Genomic DNA, 23677 nt, shown 5'->3' with positions numbered 1-23677 from the left:
CTGCAAAGGAACCGGCGAGTTCCCTTGCACATGTTTCCTCATTGGCCACGATGCGGAATTAACGGTCACCCGAGCAGCGTACTGGTATTGGCTGTGTGGCTTTGCGGCACGGTCCCGGTACTCGTCTGACAATGGAGCGTCGTAGATGAGCAACAAGAACAACGATGACCTGAAATACCAGGCCTCGGAAAATACCCTGGGGTTGAATCCTGTTGTCGGCTTGCGCAGAAAAGACCTGCTGGCCTCTGCTCGTATGGTCCTGACCCAGACCCTCAAGCAACCGCTGCACAGCGCCAGGCACGTCGCCCATTTCGGTGCCGAGCTCAAGAACGTCCTGTTCGGCAAGTCCGAGCTGCAACCTGCCGCCGATGACCGTCGCTTCAACGACCCGGCGTGGAGCCAGAACCCGCTCTACAAACGCTACATGCAAACCTACCTGGCATGGCGCAAGGAACTGCACGCCTGGATCGATGACAGCAGCCTGACGCCCCAGGACATCAGTCGTGGGCATTTCGTGATCAACCTGATGACCGAAGCCATGTCGCCGACCAACTCGGCGGCCAACCCGGCGGCGGTCAAGCGCTTCTTCGAAACCGGTGGCAAGAGCCTGCTGGACGGCCTGTCCCACCTGGCCAAGGACCTGGTGCACAACGGCGGGATGCCGAGCCAGGTGGACATGGGCGCGTTCGAAGTCGGCAAGAGCCTGGGCGTGACCGAAGGCGCCGTGGTGTTTCGCAACGACGTGTTGGAGCTGATCCAGTACCGCCCCATCACCGAGCAGGTCCATGAGCGGCCCCTGCTGGTGGTACCGCCGCAGATCAACAAGTTCTACGTATTCGACCTGAGCCCGGACAAGAGCCTGGCGCGCTTCTGCCTGCGCAGCAATGTGCAGACCTTCATCGTCAGTTGGCGCAACCCCACCAAGGAACAGCGCGAGTGGGGCCTGTCGACCTACATCGAGGCGCTCAAGGAAGCGGTGGATGTGGTCACGGCCATCACCGGCAGCAAGGACGTGAACATGCTGGGGGCCTGCTCGGGCGGCATTACCTGCACCGCGCTGCTGGGCCATTACGCCGCCCTCGGCGAGAAAAAGGTCAATGCCCTGACCCTGCTGGTGAGCGTGCTCGACACCACCCTGGACACCGATGTGGCGCTGTTCGTCGACGAGCAGACCCTCGAGGCCGCCAAGCGTCATTCCTACCAGGCGGGCGTGCTCGAAGGCCGCGACATGGCGAAGGTCTTCGCCTGGATGCGCCCCAACGACCTGATCTGGAACTACTGGGTCAACAACTACCTGCTGGGCAACGAGCCGCCGGTATTCGACATCCTTTTCTGGAACAACGACACCACGAGGCTTCCGGCAGCGTTCCACGGCGACCTCATCGAAATGTTCAAGACCAACCCGCTGACCCGGCCCAATGCACTGGAAGTGTGCGGCACACCGATCGATCTCAAGCAGGTCACTGCCGACATCTTTGCCCTGGCGGGCACCAACGACCACATCACCCCGTGGAAGTCCTGCTACAAGTCGGCGCAGTTGTTTGGCGGCAAGGTGGATTTCGTGCTGTCGAGCAGCGGTCATATCCAGAGCATCCTCAACCCGCCGGGCAACCCCAAGTCGCGCTACATGACCGGTGAAGACATGCCCGTCAAGGCCGAGGACTGGCAGGAAAACTCCACCAAGCACACCGACTCCTGGTGGCTGCACTGGCAGGCCTGGCAGGCCGAGCGCTCGGGCAAACTGAAAAAGGCCCCCACCGTCCTGGGCAACAAGAGCTATGTGGCGGGTGAAGCGGCGCCTGGTACCTATGTGCATGAGCGATAACGGATGCGACTGGCCTGCCGATATCCTGATGTGATGCAGGGCTCGCCCGCTGCGAACCCAACCCCATACCCGCAGCAAATCCCCTGTGGGAGCGAGCCTGCTCGCGATGGCGTCGGGTCAGTCGGTATGGATTTGACTGGCCTGGCGCTATCGCGAGCAGGCTCGCTCCCACAAGGACTCGGGGAAAAATGAAAGAGCGCGACATAACCCACAGGGCTTGAAGCATGCCGCAACCGTACATCTTCCGTACCGTCGATCTGGATGGCCAGACCTTGCGCACCGCGGTACGTCCCGGCAAGCCTCACTTGACGCCCCTGCTGATTTTCAACGGCATCGGCGCCAACCTGGAGCTGGTGTTCCCGTTCATCGAGGCCCTGGACCCGGACCTGGAAGTCATCGCCTTCGATGTGCCCGGTGTCGGCGGCTCCTCGACACCCAGCCGCCCCTATCGCTTTCCCGGCCTGGCAAAGCTTGCCGCACGCATGCTTGATTACCTCGACTACGGCCAGGTCAGCGTGGTCGGCGTGTCATGGGGCGGCGCCCTGGCCCAGCAGTTTGCCCACGACTACCCGGAGCGCTGCAAGAAGCTGATATTGGCGGCCACGGCCGCTGGCGCGGTGATGGTGCCGGGCAAGCCGAAGGTCCTGTGGATGATGGCAAGCCCCAGGCGCTACGTTCAGCCCTCCCATGTGCTGCGCATCGCGCCGCTGATCTACGGCGGCTCGTTCCGCCGGGACCCGAGCCTGGCGGCCAGCCACGCGGCCAGGGTCCGCTCGGCGGGCAAGCTCGGTTATTACTGGCAACTGTTTGCCGGCCTGGGCTGGACCAGTATCCACTGGCTGCACAAGATCCATCAGCCGACCCTGATCCTGGCCGGCGACGACGACCCGCTGATCCCCTTGATCAACATGCGCATGCTGGCCTGGCGCATCCCCAACTCCCAGCTGCACATCATCGATGACGGCCACCTTTTCCTGATCACCCGGGCCGAGGCCGTGGCGCCGATCATCATGAAATTCCTGGAGGAAGAACGACAGCGTGCGGTCATGCATCCGCATCCCACGCCGCAGGGTGGCTGACGCCCCATCGCGCCTGGCAGGAAGCCGGAACGCGCAACTTCCGAAACAGCGACTATGTTGTCTGGTTCGGTGTGTTTGTTTTTAGCCTGATGATGAAGGAGTTGACTCATGCGCGACAAACCGGCGAAGGGTTCCACGCCCGCCCCTGCCAGCTTCATCAATGCGCAAAATGCGGTCACCGGCCTGCGCGGCAGGGATCTGCTGTCCACCTTGCGTGACGTTGCCGTCCATGGTTTGCGCAACCCGGTGCACAGTGCCCGGCATGCGTTGAAGCTGGGCAGTCAGTTGGGGCGCGTGCTGCTCGGGGAGACCGTGCATCCCACCAACCCCAAGGACAAACGCTTCGCCGATCCCACCTGGGAGCTCAACCCCTTCTACCGTCGCAGCCTGCAGGCCTACCTGAGCTGGCAGAAACAGGTCAGGAGCTGGATCGACGATTGCGGCATGAGCCCGGATGATCATGCACGCGCACATTTTGCCTTCTCCTTGCTCAACGATGCCGTAGCGCCCTCCAACACCTTGCTCAACCCACTGGCGGTCAAGGAACTCTTCAACTCCGGTGGTACCAGCCTGATTCGCGGTATCAGTCATCTGGTCGACGACCTGCTGCACAACGATGGCATGCCACGGCAGATCACGCCCCATGCCTTCGAGGTCGGCAAGACCCTGGCAATCACACCCGGCGCGGTGGTGTTTCGCAACGAAATGCTCGAGCTGATCCAGTACCGGCCCATGAGCGAAAAACAGTACGCCAAGCCGTTGCTGATCGTGCCGCCGCAAATCAACAAGTTCTATGTTTTCGACCTGACGCCCTCCAACAGCCTCGTCCAATACGCCCTGAAGAACGGTTTGCAGGTGTTCATCATCAGTTGGCGCAACCCGGATGTGCGTCACCGCGAATGGGGCCTGTCCAGTTATGTGGAGGCCACCGAAGAAGCCATGAACGTCTGCCGGGCGATCACCGGCGCCCGCGAAGTCAATCTCATGGGCGCCTGCGCCGGCGGCATGACCATCGCGGCCCTGCAAGGCCATCTGCAAGCCAAGCGCCAGTTGCGCCGGGTTGCCAGTGCCACGTACCTGGTGAGCCTGCTGGACTGCCAGATCGACAGCGCGGCCACACTGTTCCTCGACGAACAGGCTCTAGAAGCCGCCAAGCGCCGGTCCTACCAGAAAGGCATCCTCGATGGCCGCGACATGGCCCGGGTCTTCGCCTGGATGCGGCCCAACGACCTGGTCTGGAACTACTTCATCAATAACTACCTGCTGGGCAAGGAGCCTCCGGCCTTCGACATCCTCTACTGGAACAACGATTCCACCCGGTTGCCGGCGGCCTATCACGGCGAGCTGCTGGACCTCTTCAAGCACAACCCGCTCACCCGCCCCGGCGCGCTGGAGGTGTGTGGCACGCCGATCGACCTGCAAAACGTGACGGTGGACAGTTTCAGCGTGGCCGGTATAAACGACCACATCACCCCGTGGGACGCGGTGTATCGTTCGACGCTGCTGCTGGGAGGCGAGCGACGCTTCGTGCTCTCCAACAGCGGTCATATCCAGAGCATCATCAACCCACCGGGCAACCCCAAGGCCAATTACGTCGAGAGCCCGCAACTGAGCGGCGACCCGCGGGCCTGGTATTACGACGGCAAACACGTCGATGGCAGTTGGTGGCCCCAGTGGCTGGAATGGATTCAGGCGCGCTCCGGTACCCGGCGTGAAACCCGGATGACCCTGGGCAACGCCAAATACCCACCCCTGGAGGCGGCACCCGGAACCTATGTACGCGTGCGCTGAACGCCTCACTCCACGGTCGAGCTGTCGACCGTGGCACGACTCCATCATTAAGAAGACCGGATGAAAACCCGCGACCGCATTCTTGAATGCGCCCTGCACCTGTTCAATGAAAAGGGCGAACCGAACGTTTCCACCCTGGAGATCGCCAACGAAATGGGCATCAGCCCGGGCAATCTCTATTACCACTTTCATGGCAAGGAACCGCTCATCCTCGGGCTGTTCGAGCACTTCCAGGCGCAACTGTCACCGCTGCTGGATCCGCCCGCCGATGCGCAACTGGCGCCGGAGGATTACTGGCTGTTCCTGCACCTGATCGTCGAACGCCTGGCCCAGTACCGGTTCCTGTTCCAGGACCTGTCGAACCTGGCCCGGCGCCTGCCGAAACTGGCCAAGGGTATCCGCCAGTTGCTCAATGCCCTGAAGCGGACCCTGGCCTCGCTGCTGGCGCAACTCAAGGCCCAGGGGCTTCTGGTCAGCGATACCCAGGCCCTGGGGCAACTGGTGGAGCAGATCACCCTGACGCTGCTGTTCTCGCTGGACTACCAGCGGATTCTTGATCGCGAAGGGGAGGTTCGGCTGGTGGTCTATCAGATCATGATGCTGGTGGCCCCGCACCTGCTGCCTGCGGCCAAGGTAGCGACCGAACGGTTGGCGTTGCGATACTTGGAGGACCACGAATAGTTCTCCCTATGGGAGCGAGCCTGCTCGCGATAGCGGTGGGTCAGCGGCATGGATATCACTGATACATCGCTATCGCGAGCAGGCTCGCTCCCACAAGGGGCCCTGCGCCACCCATGAACAAAAACGCCCGACCTTCACAGGCCGGGCGTTTTCTTGTGTGCCCTGGAAAATCAGGACTGACTGGTAGGCGTCGATGGAGCCGGCGCTGGAGTCGGGGTGGCAACCGGGGTCGGCGCCGAGACGGAATTTGCCGTGCTCGTCGGGGTAGCCGGTTTTGCGACGGCTGCCGGTGCCTTGGGTGCTGCTGCTTTTGGCGCGGCCGCTTTCTTCACGGCAGGCTTTTTCGCTGCAGCAGGTTTGGCTGCTGCTTTTACCGCTGGCTTGGCCGCTGCTTTTACTGCTGGCTTCGCTGCCGCTTTGGCCGCAGCAGGTTTCGCCGCTGCGGTTTTTGCCGCGGGTTTCGCCGCTGCCTTGGCGGCGGGTTTGGCTGCCGCTTTGGCCGCTACCGGTTTGGCCGCGGCTTTGACTGCAGGCTTGGCCGCTGCGGTTTTTGCAGCTGGCTTGGCCGCCGCTTTCACCGCCGGTTTGGCGACGGTTTTTGCCGTCGCTTTAACCAATGGCTTGGCCGCCGTTTTGGTGGCCGGCTTGGCCGCTGCAGTCTTGGCCGCCACCGGTGTGACCTTGGCCCCGGTGAGTTTTTCGATCTGCCTGGTCAGGGTATCGACCTTGCTGTGCAGTGCCTTGACTTCATTGCGGCTTGGCACGCCCAGGCGCGAGATCGCGCTGTTCAGGCGCTTGTCGAAAGCCCCTTCCAGTTCATCCCATTTGCCCAGTGCACGATCCTTCACGCCGCTCATTCGCGACTTGGCGGACTCGGCAGAGTCCTTGGCTGCATCGACTTGTTTGCCGACCGCCGTCTTGGTGAGTTTTTCGGCCTTCTCGCCGTCCTTAACCAGGGTCTCGAAGAGTTTGCTGCCGTCAGTGTCGATCTTCGAGTACACGCCTAAACCAGCAAGCCAGATTTTGCGGGAGTATTTTTCAATCTTCCCGGCCCACGAGCTGCTTTCTTTTTCGGTTGTTTTTTTGCCAGCCATCCCGTTCTCCTTAATGTTTACGCGTCTCACGTTCGAGCAGTGCCGTCAGCTCATCGAGCTTGGCAGAGAGTGCCTCAACGTCATGTTTAGACGGAATGCCGATACGATTCAAGGCACTTGCAACACGGGCGTCGAATACCTTCTCGACTTTATCGAGTTGTACTTCAACCCGGGCCTTGAAAGTACTGACATCGGTCCTGGCTTCAATCAGTTCGCTATTGGCCGCTTCAAGTTTTCCGGCGATGTTCTTTTTGCCTTTGCTTTCAACAACTTCGCCAGCCTTTACCAACTCCTGGAAGTACTCGCTGCCTTCCTGGCCGACCTTGGTGTAGGCGCCCAGGCCAGCCAGCCAGATCTTGCGCGCGTATGTTTTCACGTCGCTGAGCGTGGAAGATTCAACGTCGGTTTTTTTCTTCAGAATAACTTTGGCCATGGTGCACCTCACTCGAAAACGGGTTGGAGGAACTGCCCGCATGCGGACGGGCTCAGGCACAAAGTAGGGAGAATAATTAGAAACGGCACCCTAACAACCCACACAAATACTGAAAGCGACAACTTCCCTGTGGGAGCGAGCCTGCTCGCGATGGCGGTGTCACCGTCAACGCCATCGTTGAATGACCCACCGCCATCGCGAGCAGGCTCGCTCCCACAGGGGGGGAGTGCCAGACATGAGTCCGGCGTCAGGCCAACGCCTTGTCCAGCGCCTTTTCGATCTCCGTCTTGATCATCCCGCTCATCGCCGACATCAACAGGCCCAGCTTCACGTCGACGCGAATAAGGTCCTCACCAACCTCCACCTTGCCCTCGACGCCGGAACCCTTGAACTCCAGCGTATCGCCGGACCACTGCGGCTTCAGGCCATAGCTGTCGGATAACTTCTGCGCCAACTGGTCGGCCTTCGCCCGGGCCGCTTCCTTGCCCAGGTCATGGGTACGTTCAACACTGATTTTGGCCATTTGCTGACTCCTGTTATATCGGCAATTGCCCGGACTGCGTCAAAACGTCCCGGCGGTGGTTCATCTTACCTTCAGCCTTGCCAAGACAAAGCCCTCCACCGGGATTAGAATGTCCCGCATTCTTTTTTGGTGACAGCGATATGACTGATCAGCGCAAAGGCAGCGATGCCGAACCCACCACTCACTTCGGCTTCAAGAACGTGCCGGAAAGCCAGAAGGCGGAAAAAGTCGCTGAGGTTTTCCACTCGGTAGCCGCCAAATATGACTTGATGAACGACCTGCTCTCGGGCGGCATGCACCGGCTGTGGAAGCGCTTCGCGATCGAGCTGTCCGGCGTGCGCAGCGGCAACCGTGTGCTGGACATCGCCGGCGGCACCGGCGACCTGACGAAAAAATTCTCCCACATCGTCGGACCGACCGGCCACGTGGTGCTCGCCGACATCAACGAATCCATGCTCAAGGTCGGTCGCGACCGCCTGCTGGACCTGGGTGTGGCCGGCAATGTCGAATTCGTCCAGGCCGACGCCGAGAAACTGCCGTTCCCGGACAACCACTTCGATTGCGTGACCATCGCCTTCGGCCTGCGCAACGTCACCCACAAGGAAGACGCCCTGCGCTCGATGCTGCGGGTGCTCAAGCCCGGTGGCCGTCTGCTGGTGCTGGAATTCTCCAAGCCGACCAACGCGCTGATGTCCAAGGCCTACGACGCCTACTCGTTCGCTTTCATGCCGCTGATGGGCAAGCTGATCACCAACGATGCTGAAAGCTATCGCTACCTGGCTGAATCGATCCGCATGCACCCGGACCAGGAAACCCTGAAGTCGATGATGGTCGAGGCCGGCTTCGACCGCGTGACCTACCACAACATGACCTCGGGCATCGTGGCCCTGCACCGCGGTATCAAGCCCTGATGCTGCTCACCGGCCTGCTCGCCAGCGTCGAACTCGGGATCAACCGGGTATTGCGCCTGGACAGCACGGCGCTGGCGCGCCTGGCGCATCTGGACGGCAAGGTGATTGCCGTCGACTGCCGCAGCCCGGCGTTGCAGTTGTTTATCCTGCCCAGCGACGAAGGCCTGATGCTCGCCGCCCACTGGGAGGCCGAGGCTGACTGCACCTTGCGTGCCCCGGCATCGGGCCTGCTGAACCTGGCCCTGAGCAAGGACAAGACCGCGGTGCTGCATAGCCCCGACGTCGAGCTCGAAGGCGACAGCGGCGTGCTGCTGGACCTGGCGGCCATCCTCCAGGACTTGGAGCTGGATTGGGAATATGAAGTGTCCCGCTGGCTCGGCCCGGTAGCCACCCAGTTGATCAGCGGCCATCTGCGTAGCCGCACGCGCTGGTATCGGCAGGGGTTCGCCAGCCTGGGGCAGAATCTGAGTGAATACCTGGCCGAAGAATCGCGTACGCTCGTGGGAAAACGCGAAGCCGAAGCCCGTTTTAGTGAACTGGACCGGATCAAACTTGATCTGGAACGTCTCGAGGCGCGTTTCGAGCGCCTTTCCCGATCCCTTGAAACCAAGCGATAACGCATGAAGCTGCTTGCCGTCCGCCGTTTGTTGCGCATCCAGCGCGTCGTGATCCGTTACCGCCTCGATGACCTGCTGTTCGCCCTGCCGCTGCCCTGGTTTCTGCTGGCACTGCGCTTCGTACTGCCGTGGCGCTGGTTTCCCCGGCGAACGCTGGACTTGAGTCGCGGCGCCCGCCTGCGCCTGGCCTTGCAGGACCTGGGACCGATCTTCATCAAGTTCGGGCAGATCCTCTCGACCCGCCGCGACTTGTTGCCCGAAGACATCGCCGATGAGCTGATGCTGCTGCAGGACCGGGTGCCGCCGTTCGATTCCAGACTGTCGGTGGCCCTGATCGAGGAGCAACTGGGCAAGAAGATCAGCGAAGTCTTCAGCCGTTTCGATGTCGAGCCCCTGGCTTCCGCCTCGGTGGCCCAGGTTCACGCCGCACAGCTCAAGAGCGGCGAAGAAGTGGTGGTCAAGGTCATCCGCCCGGGCCTCAAGCCGGTCATCGCCCAGGACCTCGCCTGGCTGTTCATCCTGGCCCGCGCCGCCGAGCGCCTGTCTGCCGATGCGCGCCTGCTGCACCCGGTGGACGTGGTGCTGGACTACGAGAAAACCATCTACGACGAACTCGACCTGCTGCGCGAGGCCGCCAACGCCAGCCAGTTGCGCCGCAACTTCGAGGGCTCGCCGCTGCTGTACGTGCCGCAGGTCTATTGGGACTGGTGTCGCCCCAAAGTCCTGGTGATGGAGCGCATCTACGGCATTCAGGTCACCGACCTGGCCACCCTGGCCGACCAGCGCACCGACATGAAGATGCTCGCCGAGCGCGGCGTGGAAATCTTCTTCACCCAGGTGTTCCGCGACAGCTTCTTCCACGCCGACATGCACCCCGGCAACATCTTCGTCAGCACCGTGCAGCCGTGGAGCCCGCAATACATTGCCATCGACTGCGGCATCGTCGGCAGCCTGACGCCCGAAGACCAGGATTACCTGGCCCGCAACCTGTTCGCGTTCTTCAAGCGCGACTACCGGCGCGTCGCGCAGCTGCACATCGATTCGGGCTGGGTACCGGCCGAGACCAAGCTCAACGAATTCGAAGCAGCGATCCGCACCGTGTGCGAGCCGATCTTCGAAAAACCATTAAAGGATATTTCCTTCGGCCAGGTGCTGATGCGCCTGTTCCAGACTGCGCGGCGCTTCAACATGGAGGTTCAGCCGCAGTTGGTGCTGTTGCAGAAAACCCTATTGAACATCGAGGGCCTCGGTCGCCAGCTGTACCCGGACCTGGACCTGTGGAACACCGCCCAGCCTTTCCTCGAACGCTGGATGCGCGAGCGCGTCAGCCCCAAGGCCTTGTTGGGCAACGTGCAGAGCCAGCTCGAGCAACTTCCGCACCTGGCCAACATGACCCGCGACCTGCTCGAGCGCATGTCCCAGCCCCATGCCCAAGACCCCGCCCCGCCGTGGAAACGCCGCAAGGACGACTGGCTGCTGCGCCTGCTCGGCGCTGCACACCTGGGTGGCGGCGCGGTACTGGCGGCCGGCGGACCGCTGAGCGAACTGGGGCATTGGCCTGCCGCGGTAATGGTGATTGTCGGCTTGTATCTGGTCGTTCGCCGATAGCCAGCACCGGTTCGCACTGGCACACTGTTTCAACGCTGGGCCCACCCACTTGAGGGTGCGAGGCCCATGGTCGGAGTCGAAGATGAAGAACTGGCAGGACGAGATCAAATGGGACGCTGACGGCCTGGTGCCGGCCATCGCCCAGGATCACAAGACCGGGCGCGTGCTGATGATGGCCTGGATGAACCGTGAAGCACTGGCCCTGACCGCCAGCGAGAACCGCGCCATCTATTGGTCACGTTCCCGTGGCAAGCTGTGGCGCAAGGGCGAAGAGTCCGGCCACGTGCAACATCTGCATGAAATGCGCCTGGACTGCGACGGCGACGTCATCATCCTGATGGTCGAACAGGTCGGTGAAATCGCCTGTCACACCGGCCGTCAGAGCTGCTTCTATCGCGTCTTCGAGAACGGCGACTGGAAAACCGTCGATCCGGTGCTCAAGGACCCGCATGCCATTTATTCAGGACATACCCATGAGTGATACCCTCACCCGCCTGGCCCAGGTGCTGGAAGAGCGCAAAGGCGCAGCGGCCGACAGTTCCTACGTCGCGAGCCTGTACCACAAGGGCCTGAACAAGATTCTGGAGAAAGTCGGCGAGGAATCGGTCGAGACCATCATCGCCGCCAAGGACGCTGCCATCAGTGGCGACTGCAGCGACGTGATCTACGAGACCGCCGATCTGTGGTTCCACAGCCTGGTCATGCTGGCCCAACTGGGACAGCACCCGCAGGCTGTACTGGATGAACTGGACCGTCGCTTCGGTCTGTCCGGGCACGTCGAGAAAGCCTCGCGCCCGTCCGCCTGATCAATTATCGAGAGGAATAGCCACATGGGTATTTTTGACTGGAAACACTGGATCGTCATCCTGGTCGTCGTGGTGCTGGTGTTCGGGACCAAGAAGCTGAAGAACCTGGGCACCGATGTCGGCGAATCGATCAAGGGCTTTCGCAAGGCCATGAACGACGACGAGAAACCGGCCGATCCGACAGCAGCACCAACCCAGCCTGTGCAACCGGCCCAACCGGTACCGCCTCAAGCCGCTCAGCCTGTGAATGCGCCGCACACCATCGATGTGCAGGCACAGAAAGTCGAAGAGCCGACCCGCAAAGACTCGTGAGCACTGACTAATGTTTGGGATCAGCTTCACTGAACTGCTGCTCGTCGGCCTCGTCGCCCTGCTGGTGCTGGGTCCCGAGCGCCTGCCGGGTGCTGCGCGCACCGCCGGCCTCTGGATCGGCCGGCTGAAGCGCAGCTTCAATGCGATCAAACAGGAAGTTGAGCGTGAAATCGGTGCCGACGAGATCCGCCGGCAACTTCACAACGAGCACATCCTGTCCCTGGAGCAAGAGGCGCGCAAGATCCTCACGCCGACCCAGCAGGAGCCGACACCGGTCCAGCCCACGGCCGAACAGCCAGCCGCGTCCCCAGCGCCGACAGTTGAACCGGCAGCAGTGCCGGCTGACCCAGTCAAGCCAGTCGAGACAGCCCAAACGGTGCCCACACCGGCCCCCAACGACCCAACACAGCCGCCGCGAGCATCATGAGCAATATCCCAGAGAACGATCAGCCGATGCCGCTGGTATCGCACCTCACCGAGTTGCGCACCCGCCTGCTGCGTTGCGTAGCGGCGGTTTTCATCATCTTCGCCGGGCTGTTTGCCTTCACCCAGCAGATCTACACCTTCGTCTCCACGCCCCTGCGCCAGTATTTGCCGGTGGGCGCGACCATGATCGCCACCGACGTGTCGTCGCCGTTCCTGACACCGTTGAAGCTGACGATGATGGTCTCGCTGTTCCTGGCGATCCCGGTGATCCTGCATCAGATCTGGGGCTTCATCGCCCCGGGCCTGTACAAGCATGAAAAGCGCATCGCCGTGCCGTTGCTGGTCTCCAGCATCCTGCTGTTCTACACCGGCATGGCCTTCGCCTATTTCCTGGTGTTCCCGCTGATCTTCAAATTCTTTGCCGCCGCTACCCCCGCCGGCGTGGAGATGATGACCGACATCACCAGCTACCTGGATTTCGTCATGACGCTGTTCTTCGCCTTCGGCGTGGCGTTCGAAATCCCCGTGGCGGTGGTGCTGCTGGTGTGGATCGGCGTGGTCGACGTCGGGTACCTGAAGCGGATCCGTCCGTACGTAATCATCGGCTGCTTCGTGGTCGGCATGATCCTGACCCCGCCGGACATCTTCTCCCAGACCCTGCTGGCGGTACCGATGTGGCTGCTGTTCGAGATCGGTGTGCTGTTCGGCGGCCTGGTACGCAAGCGTAGCGAACAGCCGGACGAAGAGGCGGACAAGCAACCCGTCGACGACCACAACGACCAGCCGCCTGCGACCCAACCGTGAACCTGCTGCTGCTCGAAGAGGCCGATTTCATTGGCCCTGACCGGGTGATCCTGAGCGATCGCCGGTTGACGCACATGCAGGAAGTCCATCGCAGTGCCGTCGGCGACAGCCTGCGGGTCGGGCGCATCGGCGGGTTGATGGGCACGGCCCAGGTGCTGCGCCTGGAAGCCCGCGAGGCTGAACTGCAAGTGACGCTCGACCAGCCACCGCCGGCCAAGCTGCCATTGACACTGGTACTGGCCCTGCCACGTCCGAAGATGCTCCGGCGGGTGTTCCAGACCATCGCCACCATGGGCGTGCCCCGTGTGGTGCTGGTCAACAGCTATCGCGTCGAGAAGAGCTTCTGGCAAACGCCCTTCCTCGAACCCGAGGCCATCCGAGAACAATTGATCCTGGGGCTGGAGCAGGCCCGGGACAGTGTGCTGCCGGAAATCATCATCGAAAAACGCTTCAAGCCTTTCGTTGAGGACCGCTTGGCGGCCATGACTGATGGCACCCTGGGCCTGGTGGGCCATCCCGGCAATTACCCACCCTGCCCCCGCGCGCTGACGGAGCCGGTCACCCTGGCGATTGGCCCGGAAGGTGGCTGGATTCCCTACGAGATCGATCTGCTGGCCAAGGCCGGGTTGCAACCGGTGCAGTTGGGGGAGCGGATATTGCGGGTCGAAACAGCCGTGACGGCGCTGCTCTCACGCCTGTTCTGAGCGCGTTGCCACAGAAACACTGCAATTTCTACAGTTCTCTTCTAAATGGTCGATACTCTTCCCATAAAGTCTATGAAAGGCTCGCAGGAGTAGCGACATGTACCGTTGGCTGACCGAGAAGCTGGGAAATGTGAGCGTCAATCGCAAGCTGGGTGTCGGTTTCGGCCTGGCCTTGCTCATGACAATCCTGAGCACCTTTGCCGGCTGGAACAGCCTGAGCAGCGTGATCAGCCGTGCGGACAAGCAGGCCGCCATCGCCCATCTCAACGAGACGGCCAAGGATCTGCGAGTCGCTCGCCTCGAATACGAAATGCGTCGTGGTGAACAAGGCCCCACCGCCGTCAACGATCTCCTGGGCAAACTCCAGGACGGTGTACAAGCCGCTCTCAAACAATTTGTACGACCTGTCGACCAGCAAAAGCTCAATCAGCAGTCTGCGATCCTCGACGAGTACAAACGTGCCTTCACTGATCTGACTCAAGCCACGGACAAGCGCGAATCGGCCCGATCCAAGCTCGGTGCCACCGCCGACAACGCCGTGGCCAAGGTCGCTGAGGTTGAGAAGTCCGTGTTGCAAGGCGACAGCGTCGCGCAATTCAACAGCGTGATCGAGCTGAGCAAACTGATCCAGCAGGCACGCTTCCAGGTTCGCGGCTACACCTACAGCGGCAAGGCCGAAGCCGAGCAACCGGCACTGGATGCCATCGACAACGCCCTGAAAAACCTCGAAAGCCTGCCGACCAAACTGCCCGAACAACACATCGCCAACCTGCAACAAGCCAGCGAATCGCTAAAAGGCTACCGGGCCGCCGTCAGCCTGTTCCGTGACTCACAGGTTGCCAGCGCCGCCGCGCTCAAGAGAATGGTGGATCAAGACGCCCACCTGAACGAACTGAACAATGAGCTGACCGTCTCGCAAGTTGTAAAACGCGACCAGGAGACGACTCAAGCGAAAGACACGCTGGTCATCGTCACCATCCTGGCACTGGCGTTCGGCCTGCTTGCCGCATGGCTGATCACCCGGCAGATCGTCGTTCCGCTGCAACAGACGCTGGTTGCAGTCGAACGTGTCGCCTCGGGCGACCTGAGCAACAACCTCGAGGTCAGCCGTCGCGACGAGATGGGCCAACTGCAAGGCAGCTTGCAGCGGATGGTCGTCAGCCTGCGGGAGCTGATCGGCGGCATCAGGGACGGTGTGACCCAGATCGCCAGCGCCGCCGAACAGCTTTCGGCCGTGACCGAACAGACCAGCGCCGGGGTCAACAATCAAAAGATCGAGACCGATCAGGTTGCCACCGCCATGCATGAGATGACGGCCACCGTGCAGGAGGTAGCCCGCAATGCCGAGGAAGCCTCCGAGGCCGCCGTCGCCGCCGACCAGCAGGCCCGTGAGGGTGAGCGGGTAGTTGGCGAAGCTATCTCTCAGATCGAGCGCCTGGCCAACGAAGTCGGCAACTCCACCGAAGCGATGAGCCATCTCAAGCACGAGAGCGACAAGATCGGCAGCGTGCTGGACGTGATCAAATCCGTGGCCCAGCAAACCAACCTGCTGGCCCTCAACGCCGCCATCGAAGCCGCCCGCGCCGGTGAGGCCGGGCGTGGTTTCGCAGTGGTCGCCGACGAGGTCCGCAGCCTGGCCCAGCGCACCCAGAAATCCACCGAAGAGATCGAAGACCTGATCCTGGGGCTGCAAAGCGGAACCGAGAAGGTCGCGACCATCATGGACAACAGTCGCAGCCTGACCGACAGCAGCGTCGAACTCACCCGCCGTGCCGGTGGTTCCCTGGAAAACATCACCCGCACGGTCTCGGCGATCCAGTCGATGAACCAGCAGATCGCCGCCGCGGCCGAACAGCAGAGCGCCACGGCCGAAGAGATCAACCGCAGCGTGCTGAACGTGCGCGACGTCTCCGAACAAACCTCCGCCGCCAGCGAAGAAACCGCCGCCTCCAGCGCCGAACTGGCCCGCCTCGGTGTTCATCTGCAGACGTTGGTGGGGCGGTTCAAGGTCTAGGCAATACCCCTCCGGCGGGAGCCGAGCTTGCCGCGATTATCGTTCATCGCGGGCAAGCCTTGCTCTCACAGATAGTCATCAGCCAATCACGATCCCACCGACAACACCGCCCCCTGTGGGAGCGAGCCTGCTCGCGATGAAAGCGCCGCGGTTCTTCTGTCAGACCGCGTTATCGTTCATCGCGAGCGGGCTCGCTCCCACAGGATTGGGTGCTGTTGTCGGGAGTTGAGCAAGGCTACATCGTCTTGCTCCATTACCTACAACTGCGCCGGAATCCGCCGGCTTGTGCGCTTGGGGTCTGGGTCCTATCGTTTGCGGGTCATTGCATCATGCAGCGATCAGGTTTCGCAGCCTGGAATTATCAAGGCGCCTTGCGCCACCGTTGCCTTTCAGTTGGCGCTGTTTTCGTCTACTGGATCGTCATGGCGACTGTGCGCGGGATATACCTTCGGGTATGCCGGGTTCCTTGATTCCCGGTCTGCGAACCTGCGTACAGTTGCCGCCCTCGGACCAGCTATTCACCGTCGTGGACGATATCGACACCGAAAGCCTGTTGGCCAACCTCAGCGAAACCCTGGCTTCGGCCAATGTCATGGCCAGCGACCTGGCGTTTGAGCTGGAAGGCTCGCGACGGCATTTTGCCTTGGGTCTTCAGCAGCTGATTGAGTTGAGTGGTTTGCTGGCGGCTCGGGCGTTGGATCGGGTCGATCCACGAGCTGAAGCCGAGTGATGTTGTGGCGAGGGGATTTATCCCCGCTGGGCTGCGAAGCAGCCCCCCTCAACCTGTCTGACACACCGCATGCTCAGGTTTCAGGGGCGCTTCGCACCCCAGCGGGGCGGTGCGACGTTTCGCTAAATCCCCTCGCCACAGGGTATGGTGTCACCCAACAAAAAGCCCCGCTTCCTTTTGGGAAGCGGGGCTTTTTGAGTATCAGGCCACTTGAGTTTGTGCACTCACCGGCTGAAGCGGTAGCAGCGGTGCGTGGGGATCGGCCTTGACCGATGCGCGCCATGCCGCCAGCCATTCGGGATGGCCTTCGCTCCAGATCTGCTCATGCAGTCGGGACAGCGCCACCGGGTCGCTCAACAGCGCCAGTCGCTCGCCGTTGTTGAGCCCGGCCGGGCCGACCTTCAAGGCATGACGAACACGCTCGACCCGCAGCCATTCGATCGGCTCGGCCTGGCCGTGCCGGGACGTCGCCAACGCATACGCCAGGGCGTTCTGCTGTGGGTCGACCACTGCGCGAATGAAGCCGTCGTTCAATGCATGCCAGCGGTTCTCGTGAGTGTACTGGTCGGTCGACACCAGCTCTTGTGGTGGCGCGTATTCCTCAGGGATCAGGAACAGGCTTTCATCACGGGACTTCAAGCCCAGGCCGACACGACTGGAGATCACCGACACCGGGATCGACAGCATCAGCGATCCGACGATCGGCACCAGCCACCACAGGAAGCTCGGGTTCAACCAGATCACCAGCAGCGCCCAGAAGAAGCCCAGCAGGGTCTGCGGACCGTGGCGCTTGACCGCTTCGCTCCAGGGTGTCGAGTCGTCGTCACGTTGCGGCGAGTTCCAGGTGGCGGCCCAGCCCAGGAATGCGGCGAGCACGAAACGGGTGTGGAAAATCATCCGCACCGGCGCCAGCAACATGGAGAACAGCATCTCCAGCAGCATCGACAGCGTCACCTTGAACTTGCCACCAAACTCCTTCGCGCCCTTGGCCCAGATCAGGACGACGCTCAACAGCTTGGGCAGGAACAGCAGTACGATCGTGGTCGAGAACAGCGCGATGGCCTTCTCCGGATGCCATTGCGGCCAGAGCGGATACAGCTGGCGTGGCTCAAGGAAGTACTGCGGCTCCATCAGGGTGTTCACCGCCAGCAGCGCAGTGGACAGCACCAGGAAGAAGAACCACAAAGGCGCCGACAGGTAGGACATCACCCCGGTCAGGAACACCGCACGGTGCACCGGGTGCATGCCCTTGACCAGGAACAGCCGGAAGTTCATCAGGTTGCCGTGGCACCAGCGACGGTCACGCTTGAGTTCGTCCAGCAGGTTCGGCGGCAACTCTTCGTAGCTGCCTGGCAGGTCATAGGCAATCCACACGCCCCAGCCGGCACGACGCATCAGTGCAGCTTCGACGAAGTCGTGGGACAGGATCGCACCGGCGAACGCGCCTTTACCGGGCAGTGGCGCCAGGGCGCAGTGCTCGATGAACGGCTTCATGCGGATGATCGCGTTGTGGCCCCAGTAGTGGGATTCCCCCAACTGCCAGAAGTGCAGGCCGGCGGTGAACAGCGGACCGTACACCCGGGTGGCGAACTGCTGCATGCGCGCATACAGCGTGTCCATGCCCGAAGCCTTTGGCGCGGTCTGGATGATGCCCGCGTCCGGCGTGGCTTCCATCAGGCGCACCAGGCTGGTCAGGCATTCGCCGCTCATGACGCTGTCGGCGTCGAGCACGACCATGTACTTGTAGTCGCTGCCCCAACGGCGGCAGAAGTCGTCAAGGTTGCCGCTCTTGCGCTTCACGCGACGACGGCGACGACGATAGAAGATCTTGCCCAGGCCACCGGCTTCGCGGCAGACATCCAGCCAGGCCTGCTGTTCGGCAACACAGATATCGGACTCGTTACTGTCGCTGAGCACGAAGAAGTCGAAACGATCCAGGTCACCCGTGGCCTTCACCGACTCGAAGGTCGCGCGCAAACCGGCAAACACACGAGGGACGTCTTCGTTGCAGATCGGCATCACCAAGGCGGTGCGGGCGTCCTTGGGGATCGGCTCGTTGCCGGCGCTGGCGCCGGAAATGCGGTACTTGTCGTGACCGGTGAGCAATTCCAGAAAGCCCATCAGCGCGGTCCAGAAACCGGCCGATACCCAGCAGAACAGGATCCCGAACATGATCAGGATGCTGGTTTGCAGGGCATACGGCAGCACCTGCGTGGCTGTCTGCAGCAATGGTTGGTGCAGGACTTCGTCCAGGTCCACGAACGACCAGCCCTGGTACGGCATGATGCCTTTCATGTACCAGCCGGCGACGATGGTCTGGCCGAGCATCAGGATCAGCAGGATATAGCGGCGGATCGAGCCCACGGTTCGCCAGCGTGCATGGGGCAGCACCCGCTCATCCTTGGGTGGCTTCGGCGGGTTGGTACGACCGGTCATCCGCCGCCAGCCGCGTACCAGGATGTTGGTGCGCCATGGCTCCGGCACGACTTTGGTCCGACGAATCGGCGGCGTGGCTTTCAGGCGCACGCGACCACTGGAGTCGAGCCCCAGCATCTCTGCATCCTCGAGCTCTTCGGCAGTGCTCAGGACCAGGCGACGACCCACCGAGGCCTGTGCCGCCTCGGCGGGGGCGTCGAAGGTCGAAGACGAAAGACGTTCATGCAACTCGCTGAAGGACTTGCAGCCCGCCAACTCGGCGCGCTGCTGGTCGGTCATTGGCAAATGGGCCAGATATTCGCTGAGCGTCTCTGGCGGTACTGGCGTATTACTCATCGGCTGGCAACTGATAGCTCCAGGTCTCGGTCAGGACTTGTTCAGTCGATTCCGGTTCCTGCGGGGTTGGGGTCGCCTCAGCGGCGTCGGACGCCTTCACGGCCTTGGCTTCTTCTTTGGCTTCTTCTTTGGTTTTTTCTGCTTCTTTCTCGCCTTGTTGCTTGGCGATCTTGTCGGCCTTGGCCAGGGTGGCGGTCACGGAGTGCGAGGCGGCTGGCGCTTCGACAGGCGTCAGCGGACGGACCAGCGCCGCGCGCATTTCGGTGGCCTGCTTCGCATCCTTGATCTTCAAACGCAAGGTCAGGCGCCAGCCCTTGGTTTCAGGGTTGTAGCGCACACTGTTCTCGACAACCTCGGCGTTATCGCCGACGCTCACCTGGCTGCGCACTTCGGCATCTTCCGGCAGGGCCTGCAGGGAGGGGCCTTCGAAATCCACCAGATAGGCGACGCTGCCGTCCGGCTGGCGAATCAGGTTGGATTGCTTCACGTCACCGGTGGAACGCAGGGTCTGCTTGACCCAGGCGCTGTCAGGCGAGTGCAGGCTGGCTTCGTCGAGGGTCCAGTGCAGGCGGTAGGCGAAGTCCAGTGGCTGGCCTGGCTCAGGCAGTTTTTCCGGGCTCCAGAAAGCAACGATGTTGTCGTTGGTTTCGTCGGCGGTCGGGATTTCCACCAGGTCGACGGAACCCTTGCCCCAGTCGCCTTTCGGTTCGATCCAGGCACTTGGACGCTTGTCGTAGCGGTCGTCCAGGTCTTCGTAGTGGCTGAAGTCACGACCCCGTTGCAGCAGACCGAAACCACGCGGGTTTTCCACCGAGAAGTTGCTCACGGCCAGGTGTTTCGGGTTGTTCAGCGGACGCCAGATCCACTCGCCGTTGCCGGCATGGATCGACAGGCCACTGGAATCGTGCAGCTCGCGGCGGTAGTTCAGCACTTTGGACGGCTGGTTGGCGCCGAACAGGAACATGCTGGTCAGCGGGGCAACGCCCAGCTTGTTGACGCGGTCGCGCAGGAACATGCGCGCCTTCACGTCGACCACGGTGTCGGTACCCGGACGCAGGGTCAGGCGGTAGGCGCCGGTGGCCCGAGGCGAATCCAACAGGGCGAAGATCACCAGGTGCTTGTCGGTCGGTTTCGGGCGCTGGATCCAGAACTCGCGAAAACGCGGGAATTCTTCACCGGACGGCAACGCGGTATCGATCGCCATGCCACGGGCGGACAAGCCGTAGGTCTGGCCCTTGCCGATGACGCGGAAGTAGCTCGCGCCCAGCATGGTCATGATTTCGTCCTGCTTGTCGGCCTTGTTGATCGGGTACAACACGCGGAAACCCGCGTAGCCCAGCTGCTCGGTGGCCTTGGGATCGAACTGGACATCGCCGAAATCGAAGCGCGTCGGGTCGTATTTGATTTCTTCGACGTTGGTCGCGGTGATCTCGTTGATCTTCACCGGCGTATCGAAGTGCATGCCCTGGTGATAGAACGACAGCCTGAACGGCGTCTTCTGGTCGGCCCATTCGGCTTTTTCGGTGCGGAAACGGATTTTTTGATAGTCGCCGAATTTCATGTCGCGAAATTCGTTCGGCAGATTGCTGCGCGGGGCTTCGAATTTTTGCCCGGCCAGTTCTTTAGCCTTCGCCGATACATCATCCAGGCTGAATGCCCACAGTTGGCCCGCGCCGAGCAGGCACAACAGCGCCGAACCCGCTACCAGAGCACTTCTAAACCGTTTGGCAGTCATTTTTGGTGCATTACAGGGACTAACAATCACGAGCAACCCTCGCCGAAAACAGATCAAAAAACCAACGGCCAGATAAAGTATCCGCTTGGTAACGGCATTGAAAAACCGACCTTGCGGAGCACCCTTGCCAAGTTGGCGAGCATTGTTCCGACTCCGATGGGGCAAAATGATTCCCCAAACGGCTCAGGACAAGTCTCTACCTAAGTCAAATGGACCAGCGAACGCCGATCCCCCGTAGCGCGCGATTATCTAGCAGCCCGCGTGACAACGCATCAGGGGCAACGAAGTATTTATCGAGAAAACTCCCTGTTTAACCTCGAAACAGGGCCGAAAAGGTGTTTCAAACGCTTTCAGACCTGTAACAGGAAGGTTACCGGGCCATCATTGACCAGATGTACCTGCATGTCGGCGCCGAATCTACCTGATGCCACAGTGCCATGCACCTCTTTCGCCTGGCTGACCAGATAAGTGAACAGTTCCTCTCCCAACGCGGGAGCCGCGGCCGTCGAAAAACTCGGGCGCAACCCGCTTTTGGTGTCCGCCGCCAGGGTGAACTGTGACACCAGCAACAAACCGCCCCCGACGTCCGCCAGGGACAGGTTCATCTTGCCGTCGGCATCACTGAACACCCTGTAGTTAAGCAGCTTGTGCAGGAGTTTGTCGGCGCAGGCCCGGGTATCCTCGGGCTCGACCGCCACCAGGACCAACAAACCCTGGCCCACGGCCCCCACGATGTCGCCCGCGACCTCGACCCGGGCGCCGCGGACCCGTTGCAACAGCCCCTTCATGCTTCTTCGGGCGGCAGGTCAAGCAAGCGTCGGGCCATTTGCCCGGCGGCGCGCACCAATGCGTCGGTGATCCCCGGCTCAGAAGCGGCGTGGCCGGCATCGCGGATCACCTGCAGCTCACTGTTCGGCCAGTTCTGGTGCAGCTCCCAGGCGTTGTCCAGCGGGCAGATCACGTCATAGCGACCATGCACGATGACACCCGGCAAATGGGCGATCTTGCCCATGTCGCGAATCAGCTGGTTGGGCTCGAGGAAGGCATTGTTGGTGAAGTAATGGCATTCGATCCGGGCAATCGACAGCGCACGCTGGGGCTCGGAGAAGCGGTCGACCACCAGCGGGTTCGGACGCAAGGTCGCCGTGCGGCCTTCCCAGATGGACCAGGCCTTGGCGGCGTGCATCTGGGCGATCTGGTCGTTGCCGGTCAGGCGCTTGTGGAAGGCACTGAGCAGGTCGTCACGCTCGTCCAGGGGAATGGGTGCAATGTAATCCTGCCAGTAATCGGGAAACAGGCGACTGGCGCCGGCCTGATAGAACCACTCGATTTCCTGCGGGCGGCAGAGAAAGATCCCACGCAGGATCAGGCCATGGACCCGCTCCGGATGGGTCTGGGCGTAGGCCAGGGCCAGGGTCGAGCCCCAGGAGCCGCCGAACAGTACCCATTTCTCGATGCCCAGGTGCTTGCGGATGCGCTCCAGGTCTTCGACCAGGTCCCAGGTGGTGTTGTTTTCCAGGCTGGCATGGGGCGTGGAGCGACCACAGCCGCGCTGATCGAAAGTGACAATGCGGTACAGGTTCGGATCGAAGTAGCGACGGCTCTGCGCATCGCAACCCGCCCCAGGGCCACCATGGATGAACACCACCGGGAGGCCTTCCGGGGAACCGCTTTCATCGACGTAGAGCGTGTGGGTGTCATCGACAGCCAGATCGTGCCGGGCATGGGGTTTGATCTGCGGGTACAAAGTCTGCATTGCGCGCTCCGTAAGGGGTCGAGTCATCCCTGTAGGGACTTCTATTTAATCTGCCGTCCGGCATCATAAACCCGAATGACCTTAATGAGCATGTCCCCGGCTCAAACAATACAGAACCCCTGTGGCGAGGGGATTTATCCCCGTTGGATTGCGCAGCAATCCCAAAAATCTTGAACGCAATAGCTCTGGGGCCGCTTCGCGCCCCAACGGGGATAAATCCCCTCGCCACAAGGGTATTGCAATGACTTCTACCTACCGTACGTTGTCTGCCCCCAGGCCAGCAGGCCCTCGAGCAGCTCCCGGATGACAACCTGGGTTGGCGTCGCCAGGTCCGCCCGATAATTGAACGGTTCGAACTCTTCCATGTAGGTGCTCTGGCACAGTTCCAGTTGCACCGCATGGATGTCTTCGGCCGGGTGGCCGTAATGCCGGGTGATGTGTCCGCCCTTGAAACGCCCGTTGAGCACATGAGTGAACTCGCCGTGACGGGCGCAGATGGCTTCGAGCTGGCTCGCCAGCGTCGGGTCGCAGCTGGCGCCGTTGAAGGTGCCGAGGTTGAAGTCCGGCAGCTTGCCGTCGAACAAGTGCGGGATCACCGAGCGGATCGAGTGGGCGTCGAACAGCAAGGCATAGCCGAACTCGGCCTTGAGCCGCGCCAGTTCCTGTTGCAGGGTCTGGTGATACGGCGTCCAGATCTGTTGCAGGTACGTCGCCCGTTCCTCGGCAGACGGCTCCAGCCCTTCGCGAAACAACGGCACGCCATCGAACAGCGTGGCCGGGTACAAACCGGTGGTGGCACCGACGTACATCGGCTTGTCATCGGAAGGCCGGTTCAGGTCGACGACAAAACGTGAATACTCGGCGGCCAGGGTGCTGGCGCCCAGCTCGGCGGCAAACTCGTAGAGCCTGGGGATGTGCCAGTCGGTGTCCGGCAGGCTTTGGGCCTCGGGGATCAACCCGGCCTTTACCGCCGGGGTCAGGCGCAGGCCGGCGTGGGGCATGCTGATCAACAGCGGCACGCGCCCTTGTGCGAAATTCAGGACCTTCTCCACAACC

General features: G+C 61.7%; 22 protein-coding genes and 2 pseudogenes. 16 read left to right on the top strand and 8 right to left on the bottom strand.

Annotation, left to right across the window (positions count from 1 at the left end):
* Positions 1-145 precede the first annotated feature (145 nt).
* The 4 genes from phaC (LOY67_RS01985) (at position 146) to LOY67_RS01970 (ending at position 5376) form a co-directional block, all read left to right on the top strand.
* Positions 146-1825, top strand: coding sequence for a class II poly(R)-hydroxyalkanoic acid synthase (phaC, locus tag LOY67_RS01985; protein WP_265065712.1), 1680 nt, complete (start codon positions 146-148; stop codon positions 1823-1825).
* A gap of 224 nt (positions 1826-2049) precedes the next feature.
* A complete protein-coding gene (gene phaZ / locus LOY67_RS01980) occupies positions 2050-2904 on the top strand; it encodes a poly(3-hydroxyalkanoate) depolymerase (protein WP_265065711.1) in 855 nt (284 codons plus the stop codon).
* Between the two features lie 108 nt (positions 2905-3012).
* Positions 3013-4695 (top strand): class II poly(R)-hydroxyalkanoic acid synthase, encoded by a 1683-nt coding sequence (phaC, locus tag LOY67_RS01975; protein ID WP_265065710.1) that lies wholly within the window; start codon positions 3013-3015, stop codon positions 4693-4695.
* Positions 4696-4755: 60 nt separating this feature from the next.
* A complete protein-coding gene (locus LOY67_RS01970) occupies positions 4756-5376 on the top strand; it encodes a TetR/AcrR family transcriptional regulator (RefSeq protein ID WP_265065709.1) in 621 nt (206 codons plus the stop codon).
* Between the two features lie 170 nt (positions 5377-5546).
* Here the strand turns inward: LOY67_RS01970 and LOY67_RS01965 are convergent, their stop codons facing one another.
* From LOY67_RS01965 to LOY67_RS01955, 3 genes are all read right to left on the bottom strand, one after another.
* The gene (locus tag LOY67_RS01965; protein ID WP_265065708.1) at positions 5547-6470 is read right to left on the bottom strand and encodes a phasin family protein; all 924 of its coding nucleotides are present in this window, start codon (positions 6468-6470) and stop codon (positions 5547-5549) included.
* A gap of 10 nt (positions 6471-6480) precedes the next feature.
* Entirely contained in the window at positions 6481-6903 is a 423-nt protein-coding gene (locus LOY67_RS01960; RefSeq protein WP_265065707.1) for a phasin family protein, read from the bottom strand.
* 247 nt (positions 6904-7150) lie between these two features.
* Positions 7151-7426, bottom strand: a complete 276-nt coding sequence (locus LOY67_RS01955) for a polyhydroxyalkanoic acid system family protein (protein WP_265065706.1) — start codon at positions 7424-7426, stop codon at positions 7151-7153.
* Between the two features lie 140 nt (positions 7427-7566).
* On the opposite strand from LOY67_RS01955, the gene ubiE reads away from it, so the two are divergent.
* The 12 genes and pseudogenes from ubiE to LOY67_RS01900 all read left to right on the top strand — a co-directional run bounded on the left by ubiE (position 7567) and on the right by LOY67_RS01900 (position 16358).
* Positions 7567-8337 carry a bifunctional demethylmenaquinone methyltransferase/2-methoxy-6-polyprenyl-1,4-benzoquinol methylase UbiE gene (ubiE, locus tag LOY67_RS01950; RefSeq protein ID WP_024779926.1) on the top strand — a complete coding sequence of 257 codons (771 nt, stop codon included), beginning with the start codon at positions 7567-7569 and terminating at the stop codon, positions 8335-8337.
* A pseudogene (locus LOY67_RS01945) lies at positions 8337-8961 on the top strand (SCP2 domain-containing protein). The gene ubiE and the pseudogene LOY67_RS01945 overlap by 1 nt, the downstream one beginning before the upstream one ends.
* Positions 8958-10562 carry a ubiquinone biosynthesis regulatory protein kinase UbiB gene (gene ubiB / locus LOY67_RS01940; RefSeq protein ID WP_265065704.1) on the top strand — a complete coding sequence of 535 codons (1605 nt, stop codon included), beginning with the start codon at positions 8958-8960 and terminating at the stop codon, positions 10560-10562. The pseudogene LOY67_RS01945 and the gene ubiB overlap by 4 nt, the downstream one beginning before the upstream one ends.
* 82 nt (positions 10563-10644) lie before the next feature.
* Positions 10645-11043: a phosphoribosyl-AMP cyclohydrolase gene (hisI, locus tag LOY67_RS01935; protein ID WP_024779928.1), complete on the top strand. Its 399-nt coding sequence runs from the start codon at positions 10645-10647 to the stop codon at positions 11041-11043.
* The gene (locus tag LOY67_RS01930; protein ID WP_003186671.1) at positions 11036-11368 is read left to right on the top strand and encodes a phosphoribosyl-ATP diphosphatase; all 333 of its coding nucleotides are present in this window, start codon (positions 11036-11038) and stop codon (positions 11366-11368) included. Before hisI ends, LOY67_RS01930 begins: the two co-directional genes overlap by 8 nt.
* A gap of 24 nt (positions 11369-11392) precedes the next feature.
* The gene (locus LOY67_RS01925) at positions 11393-11680 is read left to right on the top strand and encodes a twin-arginine translocase TatA/TatE family subunit (RefSeq protein ID WP_265065703.1); all 288 of its coding nucleotides are present in this window, start codon (positions 11393-11395) and stop codon (positions 11678-11680) included.
* Between the two features lie 10 nt (positions 11681-11690).
* A complete protein-coding gene (tatB, locus tag LOY67_RS01920) occupies positions 11691-12107 on the top strand; it encodes a Sec-independent protein translocase protein TatB (protein WP_265065702.1) in 417 nt (138 codons plus the stop codon).
* Entirely contained in the window at positions 12104-12910 is an 807-nt protein-coding gene (tatC, locus tag LOY67_RS01915; RefSeq protein WP_265065701.1) for a twin-arginine translocase subunit TatC, read from the top strand. The genes tatB and tatC overlap by 4 nt, the downstream gene beginning before the upstream one ends.
* Positions 12907-13614: a 16S rRNA (uracil(1498)-N(3))-methyltransferase gene (locus LOY67_RS01910; protein WP_265065700.1), complete on the top strand. Its 708-nt coding sequence runs from the start codon at positions 12907-12909 to the stop codon at positions 13612-13614. Before tatC ends, LOY67_RS01910 begins: the two co-directional genes overlap by 4 nt.
* A 97-nt stretch (positions 13615-13711) precedes the next feature.
* Positions 13712-14773: pseudogene (locus tag LOY67_RS28380) on the top strand (methyl-accepting chemotaxis protein); the annotation flags it as partial.
* Positions 14765-15628: a methyl-accepting chemotaxis protein gene (locus tag LOY67_RS28375; RefSeq protein WP_413776191.1), complete on the top strand. Its 864-nt coding sequence runs from the start codon at positions 14765-14767 to the stop codon at positions 15626-15628. The pseudogene LOY67_RS28380 and the gene LOY67_RS28375, both read left to right, overlap by 9 nt.
* Positions 15629-16082: 454 nt before the next feature.
* Positions 16083-16358 (top strand): DUF6124 family protein, encoded by a 276-nt coding sequence (locus tag LOY67_RS01900; protein ID WP_265065698.1) that lies wholly within the window; start codon positions 16083-16085, stop codon positions 16356-16358.
* A 201-nt stretch (positions 16359-16559) separates the two neighbouring features.
* Here the strand turns inward: LOY67_RS01900 and mdoH are convergent, their stop codons facing one another.
* The 5 genes from mdoH to hutG form a co-directional block, all read right to left on the bottom strand.
* Positions 16560-19130, bottom strand: a complete 2571-nt coding sequence (mdoH, locus tag LOY67_RS01895) for a glucans biosynthesis glucosyltransferase MdoH (RefSeq protein WP_265065697.1) — start codon at positions 19128-19130, stop codon at positions 16560-16562.
* Entirely contained in the window at positions 19123-20865 is a 1743-nt protein-coding gene (locus LOY67_RS01890) for a glucan biosynthesis protein G (protein ID WP_265065696.1), read from the bottom strand. Before LOY67_RS01890 ends, mdoH begins: the two co-directional genes overlap by 8 nt.
* Before the next feature lie 350 nt (positions 20866-21215).
* Complete coding sequence (dtd, locus tag LOY67_RS01885) at positions 21216-21653, bottom strand: D-aminoacyl-tRNA deacylase (RefSeq protein WP_265065695.1); 438 nt, start codon at positions 21651-21653, stop codon at positions 21216-21218.
* Positions 21650-22621: a prolyl aminopeptidase gene (gene pip / locus LOY67_RS01880; protein ID WP_139646454.1), complete on the bottom strand. Its 972-nt coding sequence runs from the start codon at positions 22619-22621 to the stop codon at positions 21650-21652. The genes dtd and pip overlap by 4 nt, the downstream gene beginning before the upstream one ends.
* Positions 22622-22869: 248 nt before the next feature.
* The gene (gene hutG, locus LOY67_RS01875) at positions 22870-23673 is read right to left on the bottom strand and encodes an N-formylglutamate deformylase (protein ID WP_265065694.1); all 804 of its coding nucleotides are present in this window, start codon (positions 23671-23673) and stop codon (positions 22870-22872) included.
* Positions 23674-23677 lie beyond the last annotated feature (4 nt).

The organism is Pseudomonas sp. B21-056 (assembly GCF_026016325.1).
Lineage (GTDB): Bacteria > Pseudomonadota > Gammaproteobacteria > Pseudomonadales > Pseudomonadaceae > Aquipseudomonas.
Note: the sequence above shows the minus strand (reverse complement) of the source record. Positions and strands in the feature narration are given on the sequence as shown.